The sequence below is a fragment of the Pedobacter frigiditerrae genome (genome assembly GCF_032678705.1).
GTDB lineage: Bacteria > Bacteroidota > Bacteroidia > Sphingobacteriales > Sphingobacteriaceae > Pedobacter > Pedobacter frigiditerrae_A.
Genome location: NZ_JAVTSS010000001.1, coordinates 244,187 through 270,386 on the forward strand (window position 1 = coordinate 244,187; position 26,200 = coordinate 270,386).

Below are 26,200 nucleotides of genomic sequence, written 5' to 3' on the forward strand. Positions count from 1 at the left end.
CCGTCTCTCGAAGATAACACGAGCAGCGCATAGTGATCAACGCTCAAAGCAAAACGTTTTTCGTCTATCGTCCTTCGTCAGCCCTTAAGCGAACAACGAGCAACGAACAACGCCTCCGCAACTAATCGTTTTTCGATCATCGTTTTCGAATTACACTTTAACTCTAACCTCTAAACCCTAACCCTCTTCACAACTATAAACATCCATCGTTTTTCGTCTGCCGTTAAACTAACAACGAGCAACGAAAAGCTCAACGATTGCTCGCCAACTGCTCAACGCTTTAACTCTCCAAACATTTTTTTTCCTTCAGCAACAATAAATTAACTCCTGATTATTAATCGAAATAAATATTGCATTCTTCAATTCTTTTTTCATAAGTTCAGTAATCCTGATAAATCTAAGCTCATGAAAAAGTTTTTATTTATCATTCCTATTGACAGTTTTTTACGCACATTTCTATCTGTTGTACTGTTTTTTGCAGTTCTAAATTCTGCTAAAGTTTATGCAGTTGACTTTTTTGGTTGCCACGTATTGGCAGGGAGTACTCAAAGAGTTTATTTAACAGAAATAAGCCCTAATAATCATACTAAATTTACTGGTTTGGGTGTAAGTGGTTTGGCTGGCTACACCGATCAAAGTGGGTCTGAATGTTTAGATGACCTAGGGCCGCCTTGTACAGTTTATTATGGAGATGGAGCAGGTGGAACCACAACAACGATTTATAAAACTGGGGTTTATGGTCATTTGTATAATAATTGTCCTATTGATGATTATATCCCTGCATTATTTATCTTTACAATTGCAATATTCCTCTACTGGAATAAAAATCTACGCCTTGTTAATGAAAGTAAGTATAATCACAGTAGTTTATAATGCCGAAAAATATATACAGGATTGTATCGAATCGGTAATCAACCAAACTTACCAAGACATAGAGTATATTGTTATCGATGGGGCTTCTACGGATGGTACTTTATCGAAAATAGATAAATACAGTAGTAAAATCACGCATTTCGTTTCAGAAAAAGACAAGGGTATTTACGATGCCCTAAATAAAGGCCTTAAAATTGCCACTGGCGAAATAGTAGGGTTGTTAAATGCTGATGACATGCTGGCCTCAGTTGAGGTAATAGCTGAGATTGTGAAATGTTTCGATAGTCAACAGGCGGATGCTGTTTACGGAAATCTAAATTATGTAGCTGCTGAAAACACTGATAAAATCAGTAGAATTTGGCAGTCAAAACAGTTTGTTAGGAGGGATATTGAAACGGGATGGATGCCTGCTCACCCAACATTTTATGCCAAAAAAGAACTTTTTGAAAAGTATGGAAATTACTCTCTTGATTTTGGTACTGCTGCAGATTATGAGTTGATGATCAGATTTCTTTATCGCTTTAAGATAAAGGCTGTATTCCTAGATTATCTTTTTGTGAATATGCGAGCTGGCGGGGTAAGTAATAGTTCTTCAAAGCAAAGATACTTAGCTTTAAAGAATGATTATAGGGCAATGAGAAGAAATGCAATTCCCCATCCATTAATAACACTATTATTTAAAAAATTAAGTAAAATACCTCAATATTTACATAAAAATTAACTAATTTAACTGCCAATAGCTATTGTACCCATTCGTAACAGTTAATAATTAACGTGGATTTATTAAAAGGACATTTAATTTATTATATCGCCATTGTCGGCTTATCTTTTCTTTTATCTATAGCTGGTATCCCATCTGTTATTTTTACTGCAATCAAGTATCGTTTATTTGATAGGGCAGATGGTTATAGAAAATCCCATCGATTACATATTTCTAGATTGGGTGGGGTAGCAATTTTTTGCAGCTTTACAATAACCACCTTATTGTTTGCTGCAATGGTTGATTATAAACAAGCTAATTTTTTGCTCACATCTTGTATAATTCTTTTTGCATTAGGCTTAAAAGACGATTTGTATGGGGTTAATCCTGGTACAAAATTTCTATTGCAGATCGTTGTAGCCATTATATTGGTTGTTGCTGGAGATTTCAGATTAACCAGCTTTTATGGCGTTTTTTTTATGTGGGATGTAAATATTATAGGAGCAAGCCTATTTTCTATCGCTGTAATCATCTTTGTAAATAATGCATTTAACCTAATAGACGGAGTAGATGGGCTAGCAGGAACACTCGGTGCTTTGGCTACATTAAGTTTTGGTGTATTTTTCGCTATAGCTGGCGCCTATGCCTATGCATTTATAGCATTTGCGATGTTTGGTTCGGTATTTGGTTTTTTAATGTTTAATTATTCGCCAGCTAAAATTTTCATGGGTGATACTGGAGCCTTAATTATTGGTTTGGTTGCTGTTGTTTTAGCCATCAAATTTATTGAGCTTAATAAGATCGGTTCAAAACCCAGTCCTTATTTTTACTCTGCGCCATCTATCGCCGTTGCTGTTTTAATGGTGCCCATTTTTGATTCACTAAGGATATTTTTTATTAGAATACTCCACAGAAAACCTCCTTTTAAAGGTGACCGTAACCATGTTCACCATCGCTTACAACGATTAGGCTTCAGTTCAAACAAGATTGTTTTTTGTCTGACATTTTTTGGTATTTGTATGATTTTCTTGGCAGTGGCATTGCAAGATATTGGTAACTTCTCCTTAATTTCTCTCTTAATAACCATCTGTGTATTGTTTAATGCAGTAATCACCTATTCGATTGGAAAAAAGGATAATTCAAACTACAGATTAATTGATGTGGTTTTTAAAGATACTTTTAGGCCTACTAATGATTAGACGTGAATCGTTTTTTTTTCAGTAAAAAATTCTATCTGATTCTACTAAACTTGGCTATTAACTATTGTCCATTAACTATCAACTTATTTAACTCCCTAACATATTTTAAAAGAATATAGCTAGTTTTGCCAAATGAACATCGCTATAAATGGTTTTGGTAGAATTGGTCGTACTTTCTTACGTACAGCAATGAACCGCCAAATAAATGTAATCGCTATAAACGATTTGACCGCTCCAGCAACACTCGCTCATCTTTTTAAATATGATTCGGTTCATGGTGTTTACCAAGGTACAGTCACACACGAAGATGATTTTTTAATAGTCGATGGGAAAAGAATCAAAGTGGTATCTCATAAAGACCCTAGTCAGCTACCTTGGAAAGCATTGGAGATAGATTTAGTCATAGAATCTACTGGAAAATTTGCCAATTCTGAAAAAGCATCATTGCATTTATCTGCTGGTGCAAAACAAGTATTAATATCTGCCCCAGCTACTGATAAAGAAACACCAATGGTAGTAATAGGCGTAAATGATAATGAAATAGATTTAACTGCTCCAATTTTATCAAACGCATCTTGTACTACAAATAATGTAGCGCCAATGGTGAAAATTTTAGATGATAATTGGGGGGTAGAAGAAGGTTATATCACCACAATTCACTCCATGACGGGCGATCAAAACCTGCATGATTCACCACACAACGATTTGCGTAGGGCAAGAGCGGCATCCTCTTCAATTATTCCTACCACTACAGGAGCCGCTAAGGCGATTACCAATATTTTCCCTCATTTAGAAGGGCGACTAGGAGGTGCAGGTATTCGTGTTCCCGTTTTAAATGGTTCGTTGACCGATTTTACTTGCCTATTAAAAAGTAAAACCACCATCGAAGAGATCAATAAAGCCTTTAAAAAAGCTGCTGATGGAGCTTATGGTTCAATAATTGAATATACAGAAGACCCAATTGTATCAGTTGATATCATCAATAACACACATTCTTGTATATTTGATGCGCAACTCACCTCTATTGTAGGCGATTTGGTAAAAGTAGTGGGTTGGTATGATAATGAATCTGGTTATTCTAATAGATTAGTAGATTTAGTAGAAAAAATAGAGAAATTAGATGCGAAAATTTGATTTGAAACATCTCTCGATACTCGATACTTGATACTCGCTACTTAATACTACGAAAATGATTAAATTTATCCCTACAGAACTAACACTAGGCCTTCGAAGTAAAATTTTAAGGAATGGGATGCCGTTGGAAGAATGTGTTTTTCCGACAGATAATGTGGAAGGAGCATTTCATTTGGCTTTTTATGTAGGTGATGAGATTGCCACGATAGCTTCTTTTTTTCCTAAGAATTATAAAGATAAGGCAGAATTGGGTTATCAATTACGTGGAATGGCAACTGATACTCCTTTTTTAGGCAAAGGTTATGGTAAACAATTGGTGCAATTTGCTGTAGAATACATTAAAAAAACAAACGCACAATATATATGGTGTAACGCTAGGACTTCGGCCGTTAAATTTTATGAAAAACTTGGTTTTGATTTAGTTTCTGAAGAATTTGAAATAGCAGGCGTAGGACCACATTATGAAATGATTTTAAACTTATACTAAAATATGAACACAATAGACCAATTAAATTTTAAGGATAAAAAAGCATTAATAAGGGTAGATTTTAATGTACCCTTAGATAAGGATTTCAATATTACAGATGATAAAAGAATGCGTGCTGCATTGCCAACAATTAATAAAATATTAAATGATGGTGGCTCGGTGGTTTTAATGTCGCATTTAGGTAGACCAAAAGGTGGTCCAGAAGAAAAATATTCTTTAAAACACATCTTAGCTGATTTATCTAAAATGTTAGATTTAACGGTGAAATTTGCAGAAGATTGCATTGGAGAAGATGCAGAAAGTAAAGCAAACAATCTTTTAGCTGGAGAAGTGCTTTTATTGGAGAATCTTCGTTTTCATCCAGAAGAAGAAAAAGGCGATGTGAAATTTGCTGAAGCATTATCGAAATTGGGAAATGTTTATGTGAATGATGCATTTGGCACCGCTCATCGTGCTCACGCTTCTACAACCATCGTGGCGCAATTTTTCCCTGATGCTAAATATTTCGGTTATTTGATGGCTGAGGAATTGAAAAATGCAGAAAAAGTAAATCACGGTGCAGCAAAACCTTTTACTGCAATTATGGGTGGCGCAAAGGTGTCAGATAAAATTTTATTAATCGAAAGTCTATTAGATAAGGTTGATAATTTAATTATTGGAGGCGGAATGGCTTACACTTTTGCTAAAGCACAAGGTGGAGAAATAGGAACATCACTTTTAGAAGAAGATAGAATGGCGCTTTGTTTAGAGTTGTTAGATAAAGCAAAAGCAAAAGGAGTTAATTTAATCCTTCCGTTAGATACGGTAATAGCTGATAAATTTGATAATGAAGCATCAAAAGACCAAGTAGATACTGGAAAAATCCCTGCTGATTGGATGGGCTTGGATATTGGTTCAAAAACAGCTGAATTATTTGCTGAAACCATCAAAAACTCTAAAACCCTTTTATGGAACGGTCCGATGGGTGTTTTTGAAATGGCAAACTTTGAGCAAGGAACAAGAGCGGTTGCAGATGCTGTTGTTGCGGCCACAAAAGACGGTGCTTTTTCTTTAATTGGCGGTGGTGATTCTGCTGCGGCTATTGCAAAATTTGGTTTAGAAGATGAAGTAAGCTATGTTTCTACCGGTGGTGGAGCATTATTAGAATACATGGAAGGTAAAGAATTGCCTGGTGTAAAGGCGATTATGAGTTAGAAAAGACTTAGTCATCCGATGAGTATATGCTCCCTGCAAATCTCATCGGACGACTAACTAGATAACTAAAGGTGATTTCAAAGTAGTCGTCCGATGAACTGTTCATAGTCTGTCATATTCATCGGATGACAAAATTTGCTCTGTCATCCGATGAGTATATACTCCCTGCAAATCTCATCGGACGACTGTTAAAATAAATCCTTTTCAAGTTTTTCAGATACAAAATTCTCGCTCTCGATTAAAAATTGCTCTTTGTCTACACCTGCGAAAGCATAAAATAATTCCTGATTACACAGGGTCCCATTTCTTATTCCTGCATAATCAAGGTAAGAAGAGTATGCCCAATCTTTCAAGCTGTTTACAAGCCCTGCATTTTGTGGGTTTTGATGTATATAATGAGCGCAAATTGATAAATAGCTTACCGTTTCATTTGCATTCCCAGCCAATTTTTTTGCTTTTGTCTTTTGTTGAAAAAGAGAGCCCTTAAAATTCTCTTGTTTTTGCATTGCCCTTGTATAAGAGCGGAGGAGTATGCCAATCGCACTATTTAAATCTCTTATTCTTCCATCTTCCTTGCTTTTAGCCAAAACAATAAAATGGAAATGATTCGGCATTAGGCAGTAAGATAAGATTTCACAGTGTTGAATGAGTTCACTTCTTACCTTTTTTAGGAAGAATAAGTAATTTTCATCAGTAAAAAATATTTGCTGCTTGTTGTTGCCTCTATTATAAATATGATAGATGCTGTCTTCAATAAATTCCATAGGTAAATAATGATAAGGATAAATCTCTCTAAATCAAAATATATCATCCGATGAGTATCTGCTTCCTGCAAATCTCATCGGACGACTAACTAGATAACTAAAGGTGATTTCAAAGTAGTCATCCGATGAAACCGTTCATAGTCTATTATATTCATCGGATGACATAGTTTACTCCGTCGTCCGATGAGTATCTGCTCCCTGCAAATCTCATCGGACGACTAACTAGATAACTAAAGGTGATTTCAAAGTAGTCATCCGATGAAACCGTTCATAGTCTATCATATTCGTCGGATGACAAAATTTGCTCAGTCATCCGATGAGTATAAGGTCCCTGCAAATCTCATCGGATGACTAACTAGATAACTAAAGGTGATTTCAAAGTAGTCATCCGATGAAACCTTTAACAGTCTATCATATTCATCGGATGACAGTCCCGCTTTCTCCTCCCACCAAAATTTCATCAAAAAAAGAGTAAAAGTGGGACAAAATGGAGATTTATAATATGTTGAAAACTTTTTGTGGTAGAATGTGGGGATTTGTGGTAGAAGTATTTATTTTTACACTACATAAAAAGTGTTGGTGGTAAAATGATTCAGCTAATAGGAGAATTTGATTGTAAGTTAGATGCGAAGGGACGCTTGATGGTGCCTTCGAATCTAAAAAAACAATTGCCTAGTGTAGAGCAAGACGGCTTAGTCGTGAATCGTGGTTTCGAAAAACACTTGGTTATTTATCCTAAAAAAGTTTACCAAGATATTGTCGCTGAGTTAAGTAAGCTTAATCAATACGAGAAAAAAACGAGGGAATTTATTCGCTTTTTTACTCGAGGCGCAACAGAGTTGAGCTTAGATGCTTCTGGCAGGGTGCTTTTGCCAAAGTCTTTGTTAGAGTTTGCGGGCATCAATGGAGATGTGGTTTTAGCTTGTCAATTTGATAAAATAGAAGTTTGGGATAAGGCTGCTTATGATGATTTGTTAGATAATGAGCCAGATAATTTCGCAAATCTAGCGGAAGAAGTGATGGGGAATAAAAATAGGAGAGAAGAAGATGGAAGATAATTATCATGTTCCTGTCCTGTTGCAAGAATGTATTGATGGACTAAATATCAATCCTTCCGGCGTATATGTTGATGTTACTTTTGGCGGCGGCGGTCATTCAAAAGAGATATTAAAAAATTTGGGTAAGGATGGCGTATTAATTGCCTTCGACCAAGACCCTGATGCGCAAAGAAATAAAATTGATGACCCTCGTTTTGTTTTTGTCGACCAAAATTTCGGCTTCCTAAAAAATAACTTGCGTTTGCTGGGTTATAAAGCAGTAGATGGAATTTTAGCAGATTTAGGCGTTTCTTCTCATCAATTTAACGAGCCTAGTCGTGGGTTTTCTATTCGTTTTGATGCAGATTTAGACATGAGGATGGATAAACATCGTCCTTTGACTGCTTCAATTGTTTTAAATACTTATGCTGAAGATAAATTACATAAAATCTTTGGTATTTATGGTGAGGTAAAAAATGCCAAATCTTTAGCGGCAACTATTGTGGCTTCGCGTATAAATAAGCCAATAGTGACGCTGGCTGATTTTAAAGCAATGATTGCGGCTCACATCCCGAAAGGAAAAGAGAATAAATACATGGCGCAGGTTTTTCAGGCTTTGCGTATAGAGGTGAATGCAGAAATAGAGGTTTTAGAGAGTTTTTTAGAACAAACAGCTGCGGTTTTAAAGCCAGGTGGTCGTTTAGTGGTGATGTCTTATCATTCATTAGAAGATAGGCCAGTTAAAAATTTTATCGCCAAAGGAAAATTTAGAGGCGAGGTAGAGAAAGACTTTTTTGGAAATGAGCAAAAACCCTTTAAATCAATAACAAGAAAAGCTGTTATTGCTGATGAAGAGGAGTTGGCTAGAAATAGCCGTGCTAGAAGCGCAAAATTAAGAGTTGGAGAGAGGATATGAACAACCAATTCAGAAAAAGATTAGAGGAGCAAGAAGAAGAATTGCAGGCTCAAAGGGAATTAGAAACGCCTGAAGAACCGAAAGTGCCTAAAGAAGATGGAGCTGCAACTGCTTTTTTCAGAAAGTTGTTTACGGAAGGCGTAGTAAGCAAAGAATCGGCGACAGGAGTGTTGCCTTATTTAATTTTCTTATGTGTGTTGGGGATGATTTACATCGCCAATAGCCACATGGCGGTTAAAAATATACGAGATATAGATAGATTAAATAAAGAAGTAAAAGAATTAAGCTGGGAATACAAATCGTTGAAAGCCGATTTGATGTTCAAAAGCAAACAAACTGAAGTAGAGGCAAAGGTTGATACTTTAGGTTTAAAAGCGTTAGTAGAACCACCAAAAAAAATAATTGTAAGTAACAATGAACATTAGAGCAAATATATTACTGCGTGTGTACTTAGCCTTCGGGTTAATTGTGCTATTCGCCTTTGCTGTTTTGTTACGCTTAGGCGATGTTCAGTTTATCCAAGGTCATAAATGGAAGGCAATGGCTGATAGCCTTTCTACCAAAGAATTTGACATTGAAGCAGCCAGAGGAAATATTTATTCTGTTGATGGCAGTTTGTTGGCTACTTCTGTTCCTGAGTATGAGCTGAGAATGGATATGTTGGCGGGTGGAATTCAGAAAAAAGAAGTTTTTGATACGAAGGTAGATTCTTTAGCAATGAAATTATCTCAATTTTTTGGAGATAAAAGTGCGAAGGATTACTCAAGATTTTTACGCAAGGCGAGACAAGATAGTTCTCGATACGTGTTAATTAAACGCAAGGTTACTTATCAGGATTTAAAAATCATTAGAAAATTCCCCCTATTTAATATCGGCAAATATACTGGTGGTTTAATGGCCATTCAACAAAATAAACGCATTTTGCCATTTAAGGATCTAGCTCAAAGGACGATAGGTTATTTAAATGAGAATGTAAAAAATCCAGTTGGTTTAGAAGGTGCTTACGGAAATTACATTAACGGAGAGAGCGGTAAACAAATCATGCAAAGAATTAGCGGTGGGGTTTGGATTCCGGTAAATAATGAAGCTGAAGTTGCACCTAAGGATGGGGCTGATATCATCTCAACAATTGATATCAACATGCAAGATTTAGCCCAGAGTGCGCTGAAAGAGGGTTTAATTAGAAGTAAAGCGCATCACGGAGCTGTAATTGTAATGGAAGTTGCCACAGGCGAAGTGAGAGCCGTTGCTAATTATACCAGGGTTGAAGAAGGAGTTTATAAAGAGAACTTTAACTATGCTATTGCAGGTAATCAAGATCCTGGTTCTACTTTCAAGTTAGCGTCTTATATGGCTTTGTTGGAGGATAAAATGGTTGATACCAATACATTAATTGGAACTGAGAATTACAGGTTGCCAGGTGGTCATACGATAAAAGATTCTCACGGAAGTGTTGGTACTGTAACGGTAAAAAAAGCTTTTGAACAGTCTTCAAATTCAGCAGTTGCTCAACTTATTAATAAACATTATGGTAACGACCCAATAAGGTTTACAAATCACTTATATGATTGGCACCTGAATGAAAAAATGAAATTGCAGATTAGTGGAGAGGCGCAACCAGTTGTTAAAAATCCTAAAACCAATAAAAGTTGGAATAAAAATATGACCCTGCCACAAATGGCTTATGGTTATGAAATGCAATTAACGCCATTAAAATTGCTATCGTTTTATAATGCAGTGGCTAACAATGGGAAATATTTAGCACCAATTTTTGTAAAGGAAATTAGAAGACTAGGCAATCCAATAGAACAATTTAAAGCACGTGTTATTAACGATAAAATATGCTCTGATGAAACCTTAAGCAAAATTAAAAGCATGCTAGAGGGTGTAGTTTTAAATGGTAGTGGTAAACTGATTGTATATAATCCTTTGTATAACATTGCGGGCAAGACAGGTACTGCTCAGGTTGCTGATGATAATTTAGGTTATAAAGCCAAAAAGCAATATCAAGCATCTTTTGTAGGTTATTTCCCAGCAGAGAAGCCTAAATATTCTATGATTGTGGTAATTAACGACCCTATCGGCGAGTATTATGGGGCGTTGGTTTCTGGGCCAGTGTTTAGAAAAATCGCAGACCGTATTTATGCTAGTGATGTGACTATGTATAACAGCGTAAAACAAAATATGGTTGGCAATACAACTGCACCAGAAGCTAAAGCTGGACAAAGCAAGGCCACCAAACAAGTGTATAATGCTTTTGGCATTAAGGCACTTTATGCAGCAAAATCAGAATATTTTAACTCTGCCGATACCAGTAATGGCATAGCGTACGAAGAAAGTACGCCTACCAAAGGAGTAATGCCAAATATTAAAGGCATGGGTTTAAAAGATGCCATGTATTTAGTGGGTAATGCTGGTTTAAAAGCGAGAGTTAAAGGAAGTGGCAAAGTAATCAACCAATCGATTTTGCCAGGAAGTAGAATTGGTAAAGGATTATTAGTAGAAATAGAGTTGAATTAATAATAGAATAAAGGATTTATGGAATGAAGGAATGTTGCAAATATTCAATTATTCAAAATTCATTCATTCAAAATTAAATAAAAATGCAATTACAAGATTTACTTTACGGTGTATCAATTAAAAGCTTAACGGGCAAGCCTAATCAAGAGGTTGCTGTTTTGGCTTTTGATTCGCGTCAGGTAAAACCAGATACGTTATTTTTTGCTGTTAAGGGAACAGTGGTTGATGGTCATCAATATATTGACCAAACTATTGATGCAGGTGCAACTGTAATCATTTGCGAGACTTTGCCAGCTACTTTAGTTGAAGATGTTACTTATGTAGAAGTTCAAAACTCTTCTGTTGCTTTAGGAATTGTAGCTAGTAATTTTTATGGCAATCCTTCTTCAAAATTGAAGTTAATTGGAATTACAGGCACTAACGGAAAAACTACCATTGCTACGCTTTTATTTCAATTGTTTCGTGAATTAGGTTACAATGTTGGCTTAATTTCAACGGTCCAAAATCACATAAACGATGAAATAATTCCTGCAACTCATACTACGCCAAATCCAATTGCCTTAAATTCTTTATTGCAAGATATGGTAAAAGCGAAATGTGAGTATGGTTTCATGGAGGTAAGCTCTCATGCAGTGGTTCAACATCGCATTGCGGGATTAACATTTGCTGGAGGGGTATTCTCTAATATTACACACGACCATTTAGATTTCCATAAAACATTCGATAGCTATTTAAAAGCTAAAAAAGAGTTTTTTGATAATCTGCCAAAATCTTCATTCGCCTTAACAAATGCCGATGATAAAAATGGAATGGTGATGTTGCAAAATACCAAGGCAAGTAAAAAGACTTATGCTTTAAAACAAATGGCAGATTTTAAGGCAAAAATCATCGAGAATAAATTCAGCGGTTTAAACTTAAACGTTGATGATATTGATGTTTTCTTTAAAATGGTTGGCTCTTTTAATGCTTATAATTTATTAGCCGCTTACGGTACTGCCATTTTATTGGGCGAAGATAAATTAAATGTATTGACCATCTTAAGCACTTTAGCAGGAGCTGAAGGAAGATTTGATTATACGGTTTCAAAACAAGGCATTATCGGGATAGTTGATTATGCGCATACACCAGATGCAGTTCAAAATGTATTGAGCACCATTGCCAACATCAGAAAAGGAACAGAGCAGGTAATTACGGTTTTAGGTTGCGGTGGTGATAGAGATAAAACTAAACGCCCGATAATGGCGCAAGTTGCTAGCGATTGGAGCGATAAAGTAATCCTTACCTCTGATAATCCTAGAACTGAAAATCCGCAAGAAATAATTGCCGAAATGGAAAAAGGAGTTTCTCCAACTAACCAAAGAAAAACCTTGAGCATTTTAGATAGAAAAGAAGCAATTAAAACAGCTTGTCATATTGCTAAACCTGGAGATATTATCCTGGTTGCTGGCAAAGGACATGAGAAATATCAAGAAATTAATGGTGTTAGGCATCATTTTGATGATAAAGAAGTATTAACCGAACAACTAAACCTAATCAACTAATGTTATATTTATTATTCGAATATCTGCATAAGCACTATGATTTTCCTGGATTAAGGTTGTTCCAATACTTAACTTTTAGGTCATCACTTTCTATTGTACTTTCTCTAATAATTACTACGGTTTATGGTCGTAGATTAATTGATTATTTGCACAGCAAACAAGTTGGAGAGCCAGTTAGAAATCTAGGATTAGAAGGACAAATGCAAAAACAGGGTACACCTACAATGGGTGGTATCATCATCTTGTTAGGTATTCTAATTCCAACTTTATTATTCGCAAACATTACAAATGTATACGTAATCCTGATGATTATTACCACAGTGTGGATGGGAGCTGTAGGCTTTTTAGATGATTATATCAAGGTTTTCAAAAAAAACAAGGAAGGTTTGGCTGGCCGTTTTAAAGTTGTTGGTCAAGTTGGTTTAGCGATTATTGTTGGCTTAACTATGTATTTCCACCCTAATATTGTAGTAAGACAAACAGTTGATGATACAGTGGTTTCTGCAAATAAAGCACCAATGGTATTAAGGCAGAAAGAAAGTAAGTTTTACTATACTCAAGATGTAAAATCTACTAAAACCAATGTTCCTTTTTACAAGAACAATGAGTTTGATTATGCCAAAGTACTTAAGTTTTTAGGGCCTGGCTATGAAAAATATGCATTCATTGTTTTCTTGTTTTTCGTAATAACTATCGTTACGGCAGTTTCAAATGGTGCAAACTTAACAGATGGTATCGATGGTTTGGCAACAGGCACATCGGCTATTATTGGTATAACACTTGGTATTTTGGCATATGTTTCTGGTAACACAGTCATTGCCGATTACCTGAATATCATGTATATCCCTAATTCTGGTGAGTTAATCATTTTTGCGGGTGCATTTGTAGGTGCTTGCGTTGGTTTTCTTTGGTATAATTCCTATCCAGCTCAAATTTTTATGGGCGATACTGGAAGTTTAACAATTGGTGGTATCATCGCCGTGTTTGCCATCATGATTCGCAAAGAGTTGTTGATACCAATTTTATGCGGTGTTTTCTTGATTGAAGTTTTATCAGTAACACTTCAGGTAAGTTATTTTAAATACACTAAAAAACGTTTTGGCGAAGGCAGAAGAATTTTCCTAATGTCGCCATTGCACCACCATTATCAGAAAAAAGGTTACCACGAAGCAAAAATTGTAACTCGTTTCTGGATTATAGGCATTATGCTGGCAATCATCACATTTGTAACCTTAAAACTACGCTAAATGGAAGCAAAAAGAGTAGTAATTCTTGGAGCAGGCGAAAGCGGAGTGGGTGCAGCAATGCTGGCACAAAAACAAGGTTTTGATGTTTTTGTATCAGATTTTGGTGGCATTGCCGACCGTTATAAATCTGCTTTGCAAGAGTTAAACATCTCTTTTGAAGAAAAACAACATACAGATGAGTTAATACTAAATGCTAATGAGGTCATTAAAAGTCCAGGTATTCCTTCTACAGCACCAATTGTTAAAGCACTAGCAAAAAAGAACATTCCAGTAATCTCTGAAATTGAGTTTGCTAAAAGATATACTAAGGCCAAAACTATTTGCATTACAGGTTCAAATGGTAAATCGACTACTACAATGTTAACTTATCACATCTTAAAAAATGCAGGTGTTAATGTTGGTCTAGGCGGAAATATAGGTCAGAGTTTTGCCGCTCAAGTAGCTACCGAGGAATTTGAATGGTACGTGTTAGAAATATCAAGCTTTATGCTAGATGATATGTTTGATTTTAAGGCAGATATAGCTGTGCTTTTAAACATTACACCAGACCATTTAGACCGTTACGATTACAAATTAGAAAATTATGCTGCATCAAAAATGCGCATCGTACAGAACCAAACCGCTAATGACTTTTTCATTTACTGCGCAGATGATGAAGAAACAACCAAATTATTAGCTAAAACGAAAATTGCCGCTAAACAATATCCTTTTTCTATCCGTAAGAAAATAGAGGAAGGTGCTTATTTAGAAGATACTACCATACACATCAACGCACACCCTAAAGAACAATTAACCATGTCAATTTCAGAGTTAGCCTTGCAAGGCAAGCACAACATTTACAACTCTATGGCTTCGGGCATAGTAGCTAAAGTATTAGAGTTACGTAATGAGACCATCCGCGAAAGCATGGGTAACTTTAAGAATATTGAGCATAGGTTAGAGTTTGTAGCCAAAATCTCTGATGTGACTTACATCAACGATTCTAAGGCAACAAATGTTAACTCTACATGGTACGCATTAGAAAGTGTAGGACCAGAAGTAGTTTTAATATTGGGTGGTGTAGATAAGGGAAATGATTATAGTATGTTAAAGGATTTGGTGCGTAGTAAAGTTAAAGCCATTGTGTGTATGGGCAAAGACAACAAACGTATCCATGAGGCTTTTGAGGATGATGTAGAGATTATTGTAAATACATTTTCTGCGAATGAAGCAGTGCAAGTTGCTTATCATTTGGCGAAAAAAGGGAATACGGTATTGTTATCTCCAGCTTGTGCAAGTTTCGATTTATTTAAAAATTACGAGGATAGAGGCAATCAATTTAAAGCAGCAGTAAAAGAATTATAAAATGTTTAATATCAACGCACTTCTAGAAAGAACCAAGGGAGACAGATGGATTTGGCTGATTATTATCATGCTATCTCTAGTTTCTATCATGGCGGTTTATAGCGCAACTGGTGCAATTGCCTATAAAAAAGGGATTACAGTAGAAAAGTATTTGCTTTATAAACATATTATTTTTGTGCTTTTAGGTATTGCCATGATTTATATAGCGCATTTATTAGATTATAAATACTATTCAGGTATCTCTAAAATATTAATGATTATCACTATTCCGTTGTTGTTTTATACTTTAATGTTTGGTAGTAGCATCAATGAAGCATCAAGGTGGGTAAAAATTCCAGTTATTGGATTAACATTTCAAACTTCCGATTTAGCAAAACTAGCCTTGATTACATTTTTAGCTAGGATGTTAACTAAAAAACAAGAGAACATTAAGGATGTAAAAAACTCATTCATTCCCATCATGGGCTCAGTTTGTGTGGTATTTATATTAATTGCATTGGCAAATTTGTCAACAGCGTTGATGTTATTTGGCGTAAGTATTCTGTTATTAATCATTGGTCGTATCAGTATTAAACAAATTGCAATGGTTTGTGCTGGTGGCATTGTATTGTTAATGTTTGTTGTTTTTTTAGGGCCAAGAAAAGAAACCTATAAATCTCGTATCAATGCGTTTATGCACCCAGAATTGCAACATTCTGATAAAACATACCAGTCAGACCATTCAAAAATAGCTTTGGCAACTGGCGGATTATTTGGTAAAGGCCCAGGGAATAGCACCGAGCGTAACTTCTTACCACACCCTTATTCTGATTTTATTTTTGCCATTATTATCGAAGAATATGGTACGGTTGGCGGATTAGCGATTGTGGTGTTATACCTGGTTTTACTTTATCGATGTGTACGGATTGTAACGCGAAGTCCTAAGGCATTTGGCGCACTGCTGGCGGCAGGTTTGAGTTTTAGCTTAACTATACAGGCATTTGCTAACATGGCAGTTGCAGTTGGTTTAGGTCCAGTAACGGGTGTGCCATTGCCGCTAGTTAGTATGGGAGGTACATCAATGATATTTACAAGTATAGCATTTGGAATTATTTTAAGTGTAAGCCGAGATGTTGAAGAATACAATACAAAAAAAGATAAGGTTGTTGTAGGGGAAATTCCCGCGATGGCCTAGTGAAGGTAGAGGGATGTAGGGTTGACGGCAGAAGGGGGAAAGTTCTTCGCGTACTTTGCGAAAACTTTTACTCTTTGCGGTAAAAAATAGAATTAAAGAAACAAACAAATAAACACCCAGTCTTCAAAAGCTTCTCTATTTAGAGAGGCTTTGAAAAGGCTAAGAAAAATTTAACAATGAATAATTTCCCAAAAATTATCATATCTGGAGGTGGCACAGGCGGGCATATATTTCCCGCCGTTGCCATAGCCAATGCCTTAAAAAGCATTTCGCCTAATTGCGAGATTCTTTTTGTGGGTGCAGTGGGAAGAATGGAAATGGAAAAAGTTCCTGCCGCTGGATATAAGATTGTGGGTTTAAATATTAGTGGCATACAAAGAGGTTCTATTTTAAAAAATTTAGGCTTACCCTTTAAAGTTATAGTAAGTGTACGCAAGGCGATGAAATTGATTTCAGATTTCAAGCCAGATGCAGTAGTTGGTGTTGGCGGTTTCGCTTCTGGACCTTTATTATATGCTGCCTCATTAAAAAAGGTACCTTATTTGATACAAGAACAAAATTCTTATGCTGGCGTAACAAATAAACTGTTGGGCAAGGGAGCGGCTAAAATTTGTGTGGCTTTTGATGGAATGGAACAATTTTTTCCAGCAGATAGAATATTAAAAACTGGAAACCCAGTAAGAACAAACATAGTTGATATTAAGGATAAACATTTCGCAGGAGCAGAGTTGTTAAAACTAGACCCCTTAAAGAAAATAATCTTAGTTACTGGGGGTAGTTTAGGTGCAAGAACCTTAAATAAAAGTATAGAGAAACATTTGCCAGAAATCATCTCACAAGATGTGCAGGTAGTATGGCAAACTGGAAAATTCTATTATAAAGAAATCATAGAAAGGTTAGGTGCTTATCATCCTAACGTGGTGATTTTAGAATTTTTAAATAAAATGGATCTCGCTTATGCAGCAGCAGATGTAATTATTTCAAGAGCTGGAGCAGGAACCATTGCAGAGCTTTGTTTAATTAAAAAACCTGTGATTTTAGTGCCTTCGCCAAACGTAGCAGAAGACCATCAAACTAAAAATGCAATGGCTTTGGTTAAAAACGATGCGGCTATTTTAATTAACGACCGTTCTGCTGAAGATACTTTGGTTTTTGAAGCTTTAAAGTTATTGCAGAACAAGGAACGTTGTAAAATATTAAGTGAAAATATAGGTAAAATGGCATTGCAAGATGCAGATAGGGTTATAGCAGAAGAAGTTTTAAAATTGGTAAAAAGCTGAAAGTCTAAAGCATAAAGACCAAAGCAAAAATAAGATAAATGTAAACATCGGGAAGGCAGTTTTTAGCTTTAGTCTTTTCGCTTTCAGCTCAAAAAAATGGAGTTAGCAAATATAAATAGAGTTTATTTCGTAGGTATCGGTGGCATCGGTATGAGTGCGCTTGCTCGTTATTTTGCGAAACGTGGGGTTGTTGTTTGTGGCTATGATAAAACCAGAACTAATTTAACTATCGAGTTAGAACACGAAGGAATTTTGGTTACCTATTTAGATGAAGAAGCAGCTGTATCTATTTGTTTTCAGAAAAATCATGATGATACTTTAGTTGTTTATACGCCAGCTATTCCTAAAAATTCTAAGATTTTAAATCATTTTATTAACAATGGTTTTAGCCTAAAAAAACGCTCTGAGGTTTTAGGAATTATAAGTGAGGGTATGTTTTGTATCGCTGTGGCCGGAACCCATGGCAAAACAACAACTTCATCTATGATTGCTCATATCTTAACGGATACTGGTTTTGGTTGCACCGCATTTTTAGGTGGAATAACCAGTAACTACAATAGCAATGTGCTTTTCGGAAAGAACAATGTGGTGGTTGTAGAAGCCGATGAATACGACCGTTCGTTTTTAACCCTTCATCCAGATGTTGCTGTAGTAACCTCTATGGATGCAGACCATTTAGATATTTATGGCGATGAAAGTCACTTACATGAATCGTTTCATTTGTTTGCCAACCAGTTAAAAGCCGATGGGAAGTTATTCGTTAAAGATGGTTTGCCTTTACAGGGAATAACTTACAGTGCCGACTCAAATTCTGCTTTAGTTGCTAGTAATATCCACGTAGAAAATGGAAATTTTGTTTTCGATTTTAGTGATGGATATACATCTATAAAAGATTTAAGCCTGGCAATGCCTGGTAAGCATAATGTAGAAAATGCAGTTGCAGCCATTGGTGTAGCATTAAGTTTAGGTATTCATCCTAAAAGTATAAAAAAGGCTGTAGCATCTTTTAAAGGTGTAAAGCGCAGGTTCGAAACTTTGGTTAACACACCAGAACATATTTATATAGATGATTATGCACATCATCCTGAAGAGTTAAGAGCTTGTTTTGATGCGGTTAGACAATTACATCCTGATAAGAAATTAACAGTGATTTTCCAGCCGCACTTATTTACAAGAACTCGTGATTTTGCTGATGATTTTGCAAAGGTTTTAAGCACGGCTGATGAGCTTGTTTTGTTAGAAATATATCCAGCTAGAGAATTGTCTATTGAAGGTGTTAATTCGCAAATGTTGTTAGATAAAATTACTTTAACTCATAAAGAATTATGTGGAAAAGATTTAGCTGTAGAGAACATAAAGAACAAAAATCCTGAACTACTTTTGACGGTTGGAGCTGGAGACATAGATACTTTAATTGCACCACTAAAAAATGCTTTAAATCATGCTTAAAAGAATTAATTGGAAAGCGATTTTTAAAGGTTTTGCTTGGCTTACTTGCTTGGCAGGAATGGTGGTATTGATGAGTTTCATTGAAATTAAGAAACAAACAGTTAAATGCACTAAAGTAGAAATACTAATTCCTGGGGCAGATAATTTTATAGAAAGAGAAGAAATTGATGCTATTTTAAAACAAAGCCAAGGTGAATTGGTTGGTCGGAGTTTAGAAGAGATAAATATTCATCAGATTGAAAAAGCATTAAAATCTAATCCTTACATCGCTTTTGCTAAAGTGTATGTAGACATGGATGGACTAATTAAAATTGAGGTTAAACAACGTGAGCCAGTTTTAAGGATTTTAAATGCTGGCGGACAAGATTATTACATAGATAGCGATGGCCTAAAAATGCCAATGTCGCCAAATTTTACTGCTGATGTTTTAGTGGCAACGGGAAATATTTTAGAAGGTTTTGGTGGTAAGGTTGATACATTATTTACACCTATGGCTGGAGATTTGTATAAAACAGCCTTGTTTATTAAAAAGGATACATTGTGGAACGCACAAATTGAGCAAATTTTTGTAAACGATAAAAGTGATATTGAGTTGATTCCTAGAGTGGGCAATCAAAGAATAATTTTAGGTAACGCGGATTCGATAGCAACCAAAATGAATAATTTGTTGGCCTTTTACAAACAGGCAATGCCATTGGTAGGTTGGGGTGCTTATAAAACAATCAACTTAAAATACATTAATCAGATTGTTTGTGAGAAGAATGACACCACTGGAATTAAAAAAGTAACACCAGTACTGATAGATTCCAATGCAGTTGTTAAAAGCTCTGTTGATTCAGTTGTTCAATCTGCCATAAATGATGAAATAAAAAAAGCAGCAGCAGAGGCCAATGAAGTTAAAACTGTGCCTGCAGTTAAAAGCTCAACGACAGTTAAAAAGGAAGTTGTAAAACCAAAGACTGCAACTGCAACGGATATTAAACCGATTATTACTAAAGAAAAAACTGCAGAGAAAACACCAAGCAAAACATCGGTTACAACGCCTGCAAAAACAAATACAACAACTAAGGATAAGACAAAACCTGTTGTTGCAAACAAAAGATAAAACAGATACCAAGAAGAACAAATAAATAAACTCGACAAAAATTAAAGTTATGGGCAAAGAAAAATCTACCATTCAATCTCCAATCGTAGTAGGATTAGATATTGGTACAACGAAGATTTGTGTTATCGTGGGGCGCAGAACACAACACGACAAAATTGAAGTTTTAGGAATAGGTAAGGCCGAATCTGCTGGGGTAACTCGCGGAGTGGTTTCAAATATCCAAAAAACAGTTCAAGGAATTGCCGCTGCAGTAGAATTGGCAAGTAGCCAATCTAACGTAGAAATTCGTGTGGTAAATGTTGGTATTGCCGGTCAGCATATCAAAAGTTTACAACATCGTGGAATTTTAACTCGTAGAGAGCTGCAGAACGAAATTAGCAAGAAAGACATCGATAAATTGGTGGATGACATGTTTAAATTAGTGATGCCTCCAGGCGAAGAAATTATTCATGTATTGCCTCAAGAATTTACTATTGATAATGAGCCAGGCATCAAAGACCCAATTGGTATGGCAGGCGTTCGTTTAGAAGCGAACTTCCACATTATCTCTGGTCAAGTTACGGCAGTAAAAAATATCATGCGTTGTGTAACCAATGCAGGTTTACAAACTCAAGAGTTAATTTTAGAACCTCTTGCATCTTCAGAATCGGTGTTGAGCGACGAAGAAAAAGAAGCAGGTGTTTGTTTAGTTGATATAGGCGGCGGTACTACTGATATTGCCATTTTCCACGAAGGTATTATTCGCCATACAGCGGTTATCCCATTTGGTGGTAACAGTGTAACTGAAGATATTAGAGAAGGTTGTTCGGTAATGCGTAACCAAGCAGAGTTGTTAAAAACTCGTTTCGGTTCGGCATTGGCTGAAGAAAATAAAGAGAATGAAATTATTTGCGTACCTGGTTTACGTGGTAGAGAGCCAAAAGAAATTTCTGTAAAAAACTTAGCTTATGTAATCCAAGCCCGTATGGAAGAGATAGTTGAGCATGTTTACTATGAAATTAAATCTTCAGGCTATGAGAAAAAATTGATTGGTGGTGTAGTAATTACTGGTGGTGGAGCGTTATTAAAACATCTAAACCAATTGGTAGAGTACGTAACCGGATTAGATTGTCGTGTTGGTTATCCAAACGAACATTTGTCTAAGTACGAAGACATGGCCAAAAATGTTTACGATGATTTAAAGAGCCCAATGTATGCAACATCTGTTGGATTGTTAATTAAAGGAATTCAAAAAGCTGAAGAGTTATTGGAAGAAATGAAACAACCAGGCGTATTTGTTGAGCAGCCAACAGTGGCGAAAGAAAAAGTAAAACGTGCAGGTTTGTTTGATAAGCTACTTAAAAAAACCACAGATTTCATCAAGGATGATATGAATGTGAGTGATGAGGATTACATCAAGCCGTAATATTTTTCCACAATTTGGGATTTTTCCACATTATTAACACTTGTGGAAAACGCCTGTTAAAAAAGTGTTAATATTACAAAAGGAGATGAACAGAAATTTCAATTTTTAAACAACTGATTCATAACGATATGAAGTTCGAAATGTTAAAAGATAAGTCGTCAATCATCAAAGTAATTGGTGTTGGTGGCGGTGGAGGTAATGCGGTAAACCATATGTACCGTCAAGGAATTACTGGTGTAGACTTTATTATTTGTAATACTGATGCGCAAGCATTGGAGTTTAGCCCAATTCCTAACAAGGTACAATTAGGCGCTAGCTTAACTGAAGGTATGGGTGCAGGTGCTCAGCCAGAAGTTGGTAAAAACTCTGCAATTGAAAATATCGACGACATCAAAGCGATGTTAGGTAGCACAACCAAAATGCTTTTTATTACGGCAGGTATGGGTGGTGGTACTGGTACAGGTGCTAGTCCGATTATTGCAAAAGCAGCAAAAGAACTTGGGATTTTAACAGTAGCAATCATTACAACGCCATTTGCCTTTGAAGGTAAAAGACGTAAAATGCAAGCTGATGATGGAATGGAAGAGTTGAAGAAATATGTAGATTCTTACCTGGTTATTTCTAACGATAGGTTGCGTGAAATTTTTGGCAACTTAACACTAGGTTCAGCTTTCGCACAAGCGGATGATATTTTAACAACCGCTGCTAAAGGCATTGCTGAAATTATTACTGTTCCTGGTTACATCAACGTTGATTTTAAGGATGTGAGCACTGTAATGAAAGATAGTGGTGTTTCTATCATGGGAAGTTTTTCTGCAGAAGGCGAAAATAGAGCTTTAGCTGCTGTGGAAGGTGCGTTGGCATCTCCATTATTAAAAGATAACGAAATTGAAGGTGCTAGATACATCTTATTAAATATTAGTTCTGGTGTACGTGAAGTAACCATGGATGAGGTAACTATCATTACAGATTATATTCAAGATAAAGCTGGTCTTTCTGCTGATTTAATTTGGGGTAACTGTATCGATGAAGCTTTAGAAGACAGGTTATCAGTAACTATTATTGCTACTGGTTTCCAAACTACAGAACAAAGAGCTAAAGACAGACAGAATGTAAAGAAAATTTCTTTACTAACTCCTGAAGAAGCTCCTCTAGTAAGACCAGTTGAACCAGTTAATTCTTTTATTGAAGCTAAACCAGAGCCAGTAAGTGCTGAACCAGTTTTAAAAATACAAGAAGACCAAAAACAATCTGACTTATTTGGCGATTTATTTAACTTAAATAGAGCTCCAAAAGTTGAAGAGGAAACTCAAAATAATGCTACTATCGTACATCAATTAGTAGAAGAAACTCCTGCTGCAGAGGTTCAAGAATCAGGTTTTGAATTTGAGGTTAAGGTATCAGAAACTGATTTTGTTTTTGAAACACCAATTGCTCAATTTGATTTAGAAGAAGAAATTGAAACAGTTCCTGAGCCAGTTGCGCAAGTTGAAGAGGTTGGTTTGGATGATGATAAAAATGATGATTCAGTTGAAGACCAATTGAAAAAATCTAGAGAACGTATTTTAAGATTAAAAGATTTGAGCTTAAAATTACGTACTACCAATGGTTTACAAGAACTAGAAAACGAACCAGCTTACAAACGCAAACAAATGCAATTGCAACAAGTTCAACATTCTTCTGAATCTCAAGTTTCTAGGTTTACTTTAAGTAATGATGAGGATGGCTCTACTGAGATTAGACCAAACAATTCATTCTTACATGATAATGTGGACTAACAAATCAAACAAATAATTTAAAGCCTTAACGATGAAAATTGTTAAGGCTTTTTTGTTCTATGATTGAGGTTTGTCGGTCTGCATAAGGGATAGAAGTGAAAATCCTTTTGGCATCAACCTGAGCGAATGCGAAGGTGCCAAAAGATTGTAACGGATAGCCCGACCCTTGCGCAGCTTGGGATATGCCCAAATTCAACAAGCATTTCCAATTTTCGGTTTGGAGAGCGTTTTACACCTTGTTAAATAGGGATTTTAACCTTAAATTTGCCAAACTAATAATAATAGATAACACTAAATATAACTACATTGGATATTTTCGAAAAACTAACGAAGCGCATGGGCCCAATTGGGGAACATTTTGAATGGTCTCATGGATATTTTTCTTTTCCGAAATTAGAGGGAGAGATTGCACCACACATGAACTTTAGAGGTAAGGAGCATTTGGTTTGGAGTTTAAATAACTACCTAGGCTTAGCTAATCACCCTGAAGTTAGAAAAGCTGATGCGCAAGGAGCGGAAGATTTTGGTATGGCTTACCCGATGGGTGCTCGTATGATGTCTGGAAACTCTAAATATCACGAACAATTAGAGCAAGAATTAGCTGATTTTGTTGGTAAGGAAGATGCTTTTGTATTGAACTACGGTTATCAAGGTATGGTATCTATTATTGATGCCTTGGTAGATAGAAAAGATGTGGTTGTTTATGATGGAGAATCTCACGCTTGTATTATAGACGGATTACGCCTACATATGGGTAAACGTTTTGTTTACAAACACAATGATATTGATGATTGCCGCAAACAGTTAGAAAGAGCTACAAAATTGGCAGCAGCTAACGGTGGTGGAATTTTAGTAATTACTGAAGGAGTTTTCGGTATGTCGGGCGCTCAAGGTAAACTAAAAGAAATTATAGACCTTAAAAAGGATTTTAATTTCCGTTTGTTAATTGATGATGCACATGGTTTCGGTACAATGGGGCCGACAGGCGCAGGTACGCACGAAGCACAAAACTGTATAGAAGGGATAGATGTGTATTTTGGAACATTTGCTAAATCTATGGCAGGTATTGGAGGTTTCGTAGCCTCAACTAAAGATTTGACTAACTATTTTAGATATAACTTACGTTCTCAAACTTATGCAAAGGCATTGCCGATGCCAATGGTTATTGGTTTGTTGAAACGTTTAGAGTTGTTAAAAAACAATCCGGAATTAAGAGAGAAACTTTGGAAGGTTGCTACAACTTTACAAAACGGTTTAAAAGAAAGAGGTTTTGATATTGGTGTTACCGACACTGTTGTTACACCAGTTTTCTTAAAAGGAGAATTATTAGAAGCTACGGCATTAACAATGGATTTACGTGAAAACTATGGTATTTTCTGTTCTATTGTAGTTTATCCGGTTATACCAAAGGGAATGATTGAGTTAAGACTTATCCCAACTGCAGTACACACAATGGAAGATGTACAAAGAACACTTGATGCATTTAGTGAAGTCTCTGAAAAGTTAAAAAATGGTGTTTATGCAAGTGCTAAAGTGCCAGTAACTTAAAAAATATAAAAAGCGCCCTTAATGTACATTAAAGGGCGCTTTTATTTTGTGAATAAGTCAAAACATTGAAAATCAGCCTATAAAGCTGGTTTTTTTGTTATGTACTTGTTTATAACCCACTTAAATGTGGAAAAAAACAGCTATTTGAGGTTTTTTTTATTTTCACAAAAATTTTTTTATTAAAATAAACATCTTACTTTAGTATTAGAGTATTAATCAAAACCTTAAAAAAAACTAAAAGGAGTAATTAAAAAATGAAAAAATTCGAAGAAGTTAAAGCACTTGTTGCAGCTTTAGAAGCTGATGCAGACAAATTCTACAACAAAGCTAACAGCGCAGCTGGAACTCGTGTACGTAAAGGTATGCAAGATTTAAAAAACTTAGCTCAAGCAATCCGCTTAGAAGTTCAAGAGACTAAAAACAAAGCTTAATTAGCATTTTTTGTTTGAAAAAAGAAAAGCGCCCTTAACCGAGGCGCTTTTTTTTATTACTCTTAATCTTAATTAGGATATTTAAGATACGAAGATGATAAGATTTTAAACTAAAGCTGATAAACTTTCTAATTGCTCAGCAAGGCTTTTATTCAATGTCGAAGAAGCCTTTACCAACGGTAACCTAACTATATCATCGCAAATGTTTAATTGCTTTAAAACTGCTTTAACGCCTGCAGGATTTCCTTCTGCAAACATCAGCCTTGTTATCTCCAATAAGCTTAAATGAGCAGGTAGGGCTTTTGCAAAATCGCCTTTTAAGCATAACCTAATCATATCAGATAATTGCTGAGGCAATGCATTTCCAACAACAGAAATTACACCAACAGCACCAATTGAAATCATCGGCAAAGCAATAGGGTCATCTCCAGAGATTAGTAGAAAATCTTCTGGTTTATCCCTCATGATTTGATTGAACTGCTCAAAACTGCCTGAAGCTTCTTTTGTTGCAATTACATTCTTAAAATCGTGAGCTAAGCGACAAGTTGTTTCTGCACTCATGTTACTTCCTGTTCTGCCTGGAACATTGTACAAGATAATTGGCAACTCACTTAACTCACTTAAATATTTATAATGCTGGTAAATTCCTTCTTGAGTAGGTTTACTATAATATGGACTTACAGAAAGCACAGCACTGTAGTTGTTGTTCTCGAATGTTTTAATGGCATCGCCAATAACATAAGTATCATTGCCGCCAATACCTGCTACTAAAGGTAAACGACCATCATTAATTTCAGCGGTAAAATCCCACACCTTCTTCTTCTCGTCCTTGTTCAATGTGGCTGTTTCGCCTGTTGTACCTAATGATACAAGGTAATCTATACCTCCATCAACCAAGTGATTGATCAGTTTTTTTAATCCCTGATAATCTACCGATCCGTCTGTGTTAAAAGGTGTAACTAAGGCTACACCAGTTCCGTGAAATTTGTTCATTTTTTTAGTAGTATATATTATTTATTATAGTCTTATCATTCCGAAGAATAGCTTGTCCCGATTATCGGGAAGGAATCTCAA

At 35.8% G+C, this 26,200-nt stretch carries 23 protein-coding genes; 21 read left to right on the forward strand and 2 right to left on the reverse strand.

Annotation, left to right across the window (positions count from 1 at the left end; all coding sequences use genetic code 11):
• Positions 1-405 precede the first annotated feature (405 nt).
• From R2Q59_RS01050 to R2Q59_RS01075, 6 genes are all read left to right on the forward strand, one after another.
• Positions 406-873, forward strand: a complete 468-nt coding sequence (locus tag R2Q59_RS01050; protein ID WP_316782881.1) for a hypothetical protein — start codon at positions 406-408, stop codon at positions 871-873.
• A complete protein-coding gene (locus tag R2Q59_RS01055) occupies positions 842-1,594 on the forward strand; it encodes a glycosyltransferase family 2 protein (RefSeq protein ID WP_316782884.1) in 753 nt (250 codons plus the stop codon). Before R2Q59_RS01050 ends, R2Q59_RS01055 begins: the two co-directional genes overlap by 32 nt.
• 53 nt (positions 1,595-1,647) lie before the next feature.
• Positions 1,648-2,772, forward strand: a complete 1,125-nt coding sequence (locus tag R2Q59_RS01060; protein WP_316782887.1) for an MraY family glycosyltransferase — start codon at positions 1,648-1,650, stop codon at positions 2,770-2,772.
• A gap of 132 nt (positions 2,773-2,904) precedes the next feature.
• Entirely contained in the window at positions 2,905-3,906 is a 1,002-nt protein-coding gene (gene gap, locus R2Q59_RS01065; protein WP_316782890.1) for a type I glyceraldehyde-3-phosphate dehydrogenase, read from the forward strand.
• 55 nt (positions 3,907-3,961) lie between these two features.
• A complete protein-coding gene (locus tag R2Q59_RS01070; RefSeq protein ID WP_316765172.1) occupies positions 3,962-4,393 on the forward strand; it encodes a GNAT family N-acetyltransferase in 432 nt (143 codons plus the stop codon).
• Positions 4,394-4,396: 3 nt separating this feature from the next.
• Positions 4,397-5,587, forward strand: a complete 1,191-nt coding sequence (locus tag R2Q59_RS01075; protein WP_316765173.1) for a phosphoglycerate kinase — start codon at positions 4,397-4,399, stop codon at positions 5,585-5,587.
• A gap of 188 nt (positions 5,588-5,775) precedes the next feature.
• Here the strand turns inward: R2Q59_RS01075 and R2Q59_RS01080 are convergent, their stop codons facing one another.
• Complete coding sequence (locus tag R2Q59_RS01080; RefSeq protein WP_316782892.1) at positions 5,776-6,351, reverse strand: transposase; 576 nt, start codon at positions 6,349-6,351, stop codon at positions 5,776-5,778.
• A gap of 587 nt (positions 6,352-6,938) precedes the next feature.
• Here R2Q59_RS01080 and mraZ point away from each other — a divergent pair.
• The 15 genes from mraZ (at position 6,939) to R2Q59_RS01155 (ending at position 25,126) form a co-directional block, all read left to right on the forward strand.
• Positions 6,939-7,409, forward strand: coding sequence for a division/cell wall cluster transcriptional repressor MraZ (mraZ, locus tag R2Q59_RS01085; RefSeq protein ID WP_316765175.1), 471 nt, complete (start codon positions 6,939-6,941; stop codon positions 7,407-7,409).
• Positions 7,399-8,304, forward strand: coding sequence for a 16S rRNA (cytosine(1402)-N(4))-methyltransferase RsmH (gene rsmH, locus R2Q59_RS01090; protein WP_316782895.1), 906 nt, complete (start codon positions 7,399-7,401; stop codon positions 8,302-8,304). The genes mraZ and rsmH overlap by 11 nt, the downstream gene beginning before the upstream one ends.
• Positions 8,301-8,729, forward strand: a complete 429-nt coding sequence (locus R2Q59_RS01095; RefSeq protein ID WP_316765177.1) for an FtsL-like putative cell division protein — start codon at positions 8,301-8,303, stop codon at positions 8,727-8,729. The genes rsmH and R2Q59_RS01095 overlap by 4 nt, the downstream gene beginning before the upstream one ends.
• Positions 8,719-10,824 carry a penicillin-binding protein gene (locus R2Q59_RS01100; RefSeq protein ID WP_316782898.1) on the forward strand — a complete coding sequence of 702 codons (2,106 nt, stop codon included), beginning with the start codon at positions 8,719-8,721 and terminating at the stop codon, positions 10,822-10,824. Before R2Q59_RS01095 ends, R2Q59_RS01100 begins: the two co-directional genes overlap by 11 nt.
• An 83-nt stretch (positions 10,825-10,907) precedes the next feature.
• Positions 10,908-12,365: a UDP-N-acetylmuramoyl-L-alanyl-D-glutamate--2,6-diaminopimelate ligase gene (locus R2Q59_RS01105; RefSeq protein WP_316782901.1), complete on the forward strand. Its 1,458-nt coding sequence runs from the start codon at positions 10,908-10,910 to the stop codon at positions 12,363-12,365.
• Entirely contained in the window at positions 12,365-13,612 is a 1,248-nt protein-coding gene (gene mraY / locus R2Q59_RS01110) for a phospho-N-acetylmuramoyl-pentapeptide-transferase (protein ID WP_316765180.1), read from the forward strand. Before R2Q59_RS01105 ends, mraY begins: the two co-directional genes overlap by 1 nt.
• Complete coding sequence (gene murD / locus R2Q59_RS01115; RefSeq protein ID WP_316782904.1) at positions 13,613-14,956, forward strand: UDP-N-acetylmuramoyl-L-alanine--D-glutamate ligase; 1,344 nt, start codon at positions 13,613-13,615, stop codon at positions 14,954-14,956.
• A gap of 1 nt (position 14,957) precedes the next feature.
• Positions 14,958-16,130, forward strand: a complete 1,173-nt coding sequence (locus tag R2Q59_RS01120; protein ID WP_316782907.1) for a putative peptidoglycan glycosyltransferase FtsW — start codon at positions 14,958-14,960, stop codon at positions 16,128-16,130.
• 176 nt (positions 16,131-16,306) lie between these two features.
• Complete coding sequence (gene murG / locus R2Q59_RS01125) at positions 16,307-17,410, forward strand: undecaprenyldiphospho-muramoylpentapeptide beta-N-acetylglucosaminyltransferase (protein WP_316782910.1); 1,104 nt, start codon at positions 16,307-16,309, stop codon at positions 17,408-17,410.
• Between the two features lie 96 nt (positions 17,411-17,506).
• On the forward strand, positions 17,507-18,859 hold the full coding sequence (gene murC, locus R2Q59_RS01130) for a UDP-N-acetylmuramate--L-alanine ligase (protein ID WP_316782913.1): 1,353 nt from the start codon (positions 17,507-17,509) through the stop codon (positions 18,857-18,859).
• Complete coding sequence (locus R2Q59_RS01135; RefSeq protein WP_316782916.1) at positions 18,852-19,964, forward strand: cell division protein FtsQ; 1,113 nt, start codon at positions 18,852-18,854, stop codon at positions 19,962-19,964. The genes murC and R2Q59_RS01135 overlap by 8 nt, the downstream gene beginning before the upstream one ends.
• A gap of 49 nt (positions 19,965-20,013) precedes the next feature.
• Complete coding sequence (ftsA, locus tag R2Q59_RS01140; RefSeq protein ID WP_131553161.1) at positions 20,014-21,369, forward strand: cell division protein FtsA; 1,356 nt, start codon at positions 20,014-20,016, stop codon at positions 21,367-21,369.
• 128 nt (positions 21,370-21,497) lie between these two features.
• Positions 21,498-23,147 (forward strand): cell division protein FtsZ, encoded by a 1,650-nt coding sequence (gene ftsZ / locus R2Q59_RS01145; protein WP_316782921.1) that lies wholly within the window; start codon positions 21,498-21,500, stop codon positions 23,145-23,147.
• Positions 23,148-23,453: 306 nt separating this feature from the next.
• Complete coding sequence (locus tag R2Q59_RS01150) at positions 23,454-24,695, forward strand: aminotransferase class I/II-fold pyridoxal phosphate-dependent enzyme (protein WP_316782925.1); 1,242 nt, start codon at positions 23,454-23,456, stop codon at positions 24,693-24,695.
• A gap of 254 nt (positions 24,696-24,949) precedes the next feature.
• On the forward strand, positions 24,950-25,126 hold the full coding sequence (locus tag R2Q59_RS01155) for a histone H1 (RefSeq protein ID WP_131553158.1): 177 nt from the start codon (positions 24,950-24,952) through the stop codon (positions 25,124-25,126).
• A gap of 105 nt (positions 25,127-25,231) precedes the next feature.
• Here the strand turns inward: R2Q59_RS01155 and dapA are convergent, their stop codons facing one another.
• Complete coding sequence (gene dapA / locus R2Q59_RS01160; RefSeq protein ID WP_316782926.1) at positions 25,232-26,119, reverse strand: 4-hydroxy-tetrahydrodipicolinate synthase; 888 nt, start codon at positions 26,117-26,119, stop codon at positions 25,232-25,234.
• Positions 26,120-26,200 lie beyond the last annotated feature (81 nt).